Here is a 6,077-nt window from a genome sequence, read left to right as displayed (position 1 = left end):
ATCCACTATACCAAAGAATGAGGTGTTTTTTGCATTTTTAGAATCATTTGTCAATAAACATTTTTTACACCAATGAACCTTAGAACCACTATGGGTGCACTAACTTTTTAAAGTGCGAAGTTTGAGTTATTATCCATTCCCAATATCTATTTTACATTCATAATTGAGACGGAACATATTCTATAAAAATTATCAACCCCGACTTTTGGTGATAAGCCATCATCATAACAAAAAGTTCGCTCCATTGAAGGGAGGTATTGGATGAAGACATTGGTGACAAACGGAACGATTTATACAATGAATCACCGAGATGACGTGGTCGAAGCGATCGTTGTCGAAGGTGGAAAAATTGTAGATACGGGTTCTTATGAAGAAATGAAATTACGATACAGCTCAAGTATTACGAACACAATTGATTTACAAGGAAAAATGGCCATTCCAGGCTTAACCGATAGTCATATGCATCTTTCTGGTGTTGCGGGGAATTTTATGGAGTTAAATTTAACAGGTGTTCAGTCGAAAGAAGAAATGCTTTCAAAAATAAAAGAAAAAGCATCATCCCTTCATCCGGGGGAGTGGGTGCTTGGACGTGGCTGGGATGAGAATTTGTTTAGGGACCGATCAATTCCTACGATGGATGAACTTGATCACGTTTCCCCAAACAACCCATTATTTTTAGGAAGAATATGCGGACATGCCTATTTAGCTAATCGTTTAGCCTTTAAGAGGTGTCATGTTGACAATATGAGTTCATTGCCCCCAGGTGGCGAAATTGCTTTAGATGAATATACAAAACAACCAACAGGCCTTATTTTGGAAACAGCATCACAATTATTTACGAAACATATTCCAAATAAAAGTTACGAACAATTAAAACAGGCATTGTATAAAGCGATGGACTATTGTATGGAATTAGGCTTGACGTCTATTCATACAAATGACCCGCTCTATTTAGGCGGATTTGAGCAAACGTATCGATTATATCATGAACTGTTAAATGAAGAGCAAGTAGGGTTACGTACAAACTTATTAATCGACTATCCTTTTTTAGATGAATTGAAGGAACGACAAATGTTAACAGGATTTGGGAACGATATGTTGCAAATTGGTGCGATAAAGATATTTGCTGATGGAGCACTAGGGAGGAGAACAGCTTTATTGTCAAAACCATATGAAGATGATCCTGACAATTTTGGAAAGGCGATTCATGACGAGGCGGAACTTTTTCACATCATTCAATCGATCCGGCAATTACAGTTACCTGTCGCTGTACATACAATTGGTGATCAAGCGGTCGAAAATGTGTTACATGTATTAGATCAATTTCCAAATGCAAACAAGAGAGATCGCATTATTCATGCGTCTATTTTACGTGAAGACTTAATCGAACGGCTAGTTCATCCAAGACGAATCGTAGATGTTCAACCTCGTTTTATCGTCAGTGACTTTCCATGGATTATCGATCGAATCGGGGAAGAACGTGTGAAATATGCCTATCCATTTAAAACGATGCGACAAAAAGGAGTTCTTTGTGCAGGTGGTTCGGATGCACCGATTGAACCGGTAGACCCATTATTAAGCATCCATGCAGCAGTAGCAAGGAGAATAAAAGAGGAGACACATGAAGGGTATATTCCAACAGAAAAGCTATCCACAAAAGAAGCCATTCACATGTATACACTAGGTGGCGCCTATGCGACGAATGAAGAGCACAAAAAAGGAACGCTTGAACGTGGGAAGCTAGCAGACTTAACCGTACTATCTCAAAATATTTTCACCTTAAAAAATGCAGATGAATTATTAGAAACAAAGGTCGAGATGACTATTATCGGGGGAAAAGTAACGTATAGTCGCATATCATAATACAATAGTCGAAATTTTTTTAACAGGAGTGGGGAAACGTGGCAATTGGATATATAAATGGAAAATACGTTGATCTTAATACTTGTGTTATTCCAATTGATGAACGAGGACATCAATTTGGTGATGGTGTATATGAAGTCATTCGCGTTTATGACGGAACACCGTTTATGTTAAAAGAGCATATCGAACGCTTGGTGAATAGTGCTCATGCCATTAAACTCCCAATTACATGTGACAAAAAGGAATACGAGCAATTAATTCATGAAGCCATTGAAAAATCAGCGTTATCAAATTGTGATGTTTACTTACAAATTACGAGAGGAATCGCACCACGAAATCATTTATTTCCAAACACACCTGTATCGACAACGATGACGGTGAAGCCGAGTAAAGAAATTGATTCATCCCTTCGTGAAAAGGGTGCGAACGTAATGTTTCATGCAGATGAACGATGGGCGAAATGTTATATTAAATCGCTCAATTTGCTTCCTAATATTTTAGCCAAACAAACGGCCCATGAAAACGGATACTATGAAGCGATTCTTTACCGCGATGAATATGTAACAGAAGGAACAAGTTCAAATGTCTTTATCGTAAAAGACGGAAAGATCTATACGACACCGCTTACCGAAAATATTTTACCTGGGATTACGCGAATGGCTGTCAAAAATATCGCTGAAGCCTTTCACATCCCATTTGTGGAAAAAAGAATGACAAAGGACGAAGTGAAGGGTGCGGACGAAGTATTTATGACAAGCACAACAGCTGAAGTTTTACCGATTACATCAATTGAAGAGCATATCATTGGTACGGGGAAACCGGGTTCTTTAACAACGAAATTTTATCGTGAATTTCAACGAATGACAGGTAAAGAATTTTAATAGTGGAGGCCGTTTTTATGCAAATTATTGATTTACATTGTGACGCATTATGGAAACTTGCGGAAGAGAATGGAAAACTTTCGTATGAACATGCTCCGGAGCTAGATACGAATAAAAAAAGGCTGCTAGAAGGTAAGATTAAAGTTCAATGCTATGCAATTTTTATTGAACCTGAAATTAAATCTGACCAAAAATTCCAAGCAGCCTTGACGCAAATTGACTATTTTCATCAAGAAATACTCGGAAAAAACAAGGAAATGAAACATATAAAGAGCTGGAAAGATTTCGATTCATTACAAGATGGCGAAATAGGTGCAATGCTTACACTTGAAGGAGTCGATCCAATCGGCAACGACTTAAGCAAACTGCGCCTCTTATTTAAGCTCGGTGTCATGTCAGTCGGACTCACATGGAACTATGCTAACTTAGCAGCAGATGGAGCTCAGGAACCAAGAGGTGGAGGGTTAACGTTATTAGGAAGGGAAATTGTGAAGCTCAACAACGAATACAATGTTTTCACAGATGTTTCCCATTTATGTGAACGTTCCTTTTGGGATGTATTAGAAGTAGCTGACTATCCGATCGCAAGTCATAGTAATGCCCGTGCGTTATGCAATCACCCCCGAAACTTATTAGATGATCAAGCGAAAGTGATGTTTAATAAAGGTGGATTAATCCATGTCGTCTATCACCCATTGTTTTTAAATGAAAGCGGCGAAGCGACAATCGAAGACGTTATAAAACATATTGATCATCTCTGTTCACTAGGCGGTGTGAAGCAAATTGGCTTAGGATCTGATTTTGACGGAATTGACCAAAAAGTACACGGGCTTGAAGATGCATCGAAAACACAAAATCTCATAAATGAATTACTAAAACACTTCACGGAAGAAGAAGTCCGCGGCTTTGCCTATGAAAACTTTTTAAATCATCGTCCGATCAAGAAATAAATATCATAAGAGCAACGAAGAGACCGGTAGCACGGCCTCTTTCTTTTTCTCTTTTTACCCTTTCGCAATAATACTATATTTTAGGCGTCATATAAAAATACAATTCAGAAAACTCTTGATTTTCTTTCTGATTTTGGTAATATATTATTCAATTTCATGATAATGGGGTGGAGATATGATTCGGCAACTAACGGAGCAAGATTATGAAATTTGTTACTCTTTTGTAAGTGAAAAACCATCTGAAAATTTATTTATCATTGGCGATATTGAAGCGTTCGGCTTTGAACAAGATTTCCAGAAGCTGTGGGGAGAATTTGACAATGCAGGAAATCTCGTAGCCGTTCTATTAAAATATTACGATAACTATATTGCTTATGCACCTGGTGATTTTAATGCGAAAGGCTTTGCCCAAATTATAAATGAAGATCCTCAATTTGCGATGATTTCAGGGCTGGAACATACAACTCGGAACATTCATCCGTATATTAACACCCAAGTTAAAAAGAAGCGCGCCTTATATTATGCAAAATTAGACGCACTTAACCAAATGGAGAACTCTTATCCATTTCCAGAAGTTAAAGAGCTGAAAGTTGAGGAAGTACAGAGGTTAATGGACCTCTATAAACAAATTCCGGAATTTGAGAACGCGGGCCGTGACGGTGGTAAAGGGCATAAAAACAGCATGGAAAAAGGGGTAGCAAGGACGTATTACATCGAACGAGACGGAGAAATTGTCTCTGCTGCCTCCACAACTGCAGAAAATTCACAGTCCGCAATGATTGTCGGCGTATGTACATTAAAGGCTTATAAACGAAAAGGAATGGCAACAACCATTTTAACAAAATTATGCACCGATATGCTGAATACAGGTCGAACACTTTGTTTATTTTACGACAACCCGGATGCTGGAACGATTTATAAACGAATCGGCTTTCAAGATATCGGAAAGTGGATGATGTACAGTTACGAAAAAAAATTAGCATCTATTGAAAAAAAGGGATGAATCGGTATCGTTCTTAAAATGCTCCTTAATGGCATCTAAATCGAAAGCCATGCTATCATAGGAATGAAGAAGCATAAGGAGGATGAAAAGATGATCATTGTCACAAACACAATCCGAATTAAAAAAGGACATGTAAACGAAGTTGCAGAACGATTTAAACAGCCAAAAGCGATACATAAGACTCCAGGCTTTGTTCGTATGCAAGTATTAATTACAAAGGACTTAGAAGAATACGACGAAATAAAAGTATGCACAACGTGGGAGAATGAAGAAGCATTCCAAGCGTGGACAACGAGCGACTCATTTAAAAAAGCACATCAAAAACGACAAAATGAAAATGAAGGCGAAAGCGTTATGCTTGGTGCAAAGCTTTCAAAATATGAAGTAGCCTTTCAACATGAAGGTGAAAATGAATAATGACCCAGCTTAGACTGGGTTTTTACATTTCATGAAACCGATTTTAATGAGAGAGTAAAGTTTGTAACAAACGTGAAATAAAAATGCAATAAAAAAGCTTGGATTTTCATTAAAAAAATATGGTAAAAGAGGAAATGATGAGTAACTTCATTTCCTCTTTTTTTGTCCGAAAATTTCGGATAAAGCCCATGAAATTCATAGTTTCATACATTTGAATACATTCAAACTCCTAATCTCGTAATTATAAAAACTTTCATGTGCTGGAAAAGATTATGTAATGAACGAGCTTTAGTATGATGTTACGGTGTAAGAGTGATACGAAAAAACGAGATTTGGAGGTTATCAAACAATGAAACTGAAAACTTTAGTAATCACATCATTACTTGCACTTACAACATTTACTGGAACATTAAAAGCTGATGCAGCAACCGCTTATAAAGTTCAACCTGGCGATACGTTTTGGAAAATTGGAACGAAATATGGAGTTGCCGTTAATTACTTGAAGCAGTACAATAATCGAACATCAGATTTACTATATATTGGTGAAACAATTCAAATTCCTTCTTCTGTGACAGCTGCTGAGAAAGATTTATTAGCTAGATTAGTAGAAGCGGAAGCAAAAGGAGAACCGTATGCAGGAAAAGTTGCGGTTGCGACGGTTGTATTAAACCGAGTTAGTCATGATCAATTTCCAAACTCTATTAACGGAGTAATCTATCAAAAAGACCAATTTACTCCAGTGAAAAATGGTGAGATTAATAAACCAGCAAGCGCGGAATCAAAAAGAGCCGTGAATGAAGCATTAGCTTTCCGTGGACAAGGGAAAGGCTCTATTTATTTTTACAATCCACAAAAAACGTCTAATCAATGGTTACGTACGAAACAAGTAACTGTTGTTATTGGAAACCATGTTTTTGCAAAATAATCGTTGAAGTCAAAAACGCTTGGATTTTTGATAGGATC

Annotated in this window: 6 protein-coding genes; all 6 read left to right on the top strand. The window is 37.3% G+C overall.

What is annotated here, in order from left to right; genetic code table 11:
- Nucleotides 1–261 precede the first annotated feature (261 nt).
- The gene (locus MLD65_RS12915) at nt 262–1,863 is read left to right on the top strand and encodes an amidohydrolase (RefSeq protein ID WP_243292283.1); all 1,602 of its coding nucleotides are present in this window, start codon (nt 262–264) and stop codon (nt 1,861–1,863) included.
- Between the two features lie 38 nt (nt 1,864–1,901).
- The gene (gene dat / locus MLD65_RS12910; protein ID WP_243292282.1) at nt 1,902–2,744 is read left to right on the top strand and encodes a D-amino-acid transaminase; all 843 of its coding nucleotides are present in this window, start codon (nt 1,902–1,904) and stop codon (nt 2,742–2,744) included.
- 17 nt (nt 2,745–2,761) lie between these two features.
- On the top strand, nt 2,762–3,694 hold the full coding sequence (locus MLD65_RS12905) for a dipeptidase (protein ID WP_243292281.1): 933 nt from the start codon (nt 2,762–2,764) through the stop codon (nt 3,692–3,694).
- A gap of 175 nt (nt 3,695–3,869) precedes the next feature.
- Nucleotides 3,870–4,697, top strand: a complete 828-nt coding sequence (locus MLD65_RS12900) for a GNAT family N-acetyltransferase (RefSeq protein ID WP_243292280.1) — start codon at nt 3,870–3,872, stop codon at nt 4,695–4,697.
- Between the two features lie 90 nt (nt 4,698–4,787).
- The gene (locus tag MLD65_RS12895) at nt 4,788–5,114 is read left to right on the top strand and encodes an antibiotic biosynthesis monooxygenase (RefSeq protein ID WP_243292279.1); all 327 of its coding nucleotides are present in this window, start codon (nt 4,788–4,790) and stop codon (nt 5,112–5,114) included.
- Between the two features lie 349 nt (nt 5,115–5,463).
- Entirely contained in the window at nt 5,464–6,039 is a 576-nt protein-coding gene (locus MLD65_RS12890; RefSeq protein ID WP_243292278.1) for a cell wall hydrolase, read from the top strand.
- Nucleotides 6,040–6,077: the final 38 nt, after the last annotated feature.

The sequence above is a fragment of the Bacillus sp. FJAT-47783 genome, assembly GCF_022808615.1.
Taxonomy (GTDB): domain Bacteria; phylum Bacillota; class Bacilli; order Bacillales; family Aeribacillaceae; genus Bacillus_BZ.
This window is presented reverse-complemented; position numbering and strand designations above follow the sequence as displayed.

What these genes read in the sequence shown, in the direction of transcription:
- MLD65_RS12890 (WP_243292278.1), top strand. Translation starts at nt 5,464, where the DNA reads ATGAAACTGAAAACTTTAGTAATCACATCATTACTTGCACTTACAACA.
- MLD65_RS12900 (WP_243292280.1), top strand. Translation starts at nt 3,870, where the DNA reads ATGATTCGGCAACTAACGGAGCAAGATTATGAAATTTGTTACTCTTTT.
- MLD65_RS12895 (WP_243292279.1), top strand. Translation starts at nt 4,788, where the DNA reads ATGATCATTGTCACAAACACAATCCGAATTAAAAAAGGACATGTAAAC.
- MLD65_RS12905 (WP_243292281.1), top strand. Translation starts at nt 2,762, where the DNA reads ATGCAAATTATTGATTTACATTGTGACGCATTATGGAAACTTGCGGAA.
- MLD65_RS12915 (WP_243292283.1), top strand. Translation starts at nt 262, where the DNA reads ATGAAGACATTGGTGACAAACGGAACGATTTATACAATGAATCACCGA.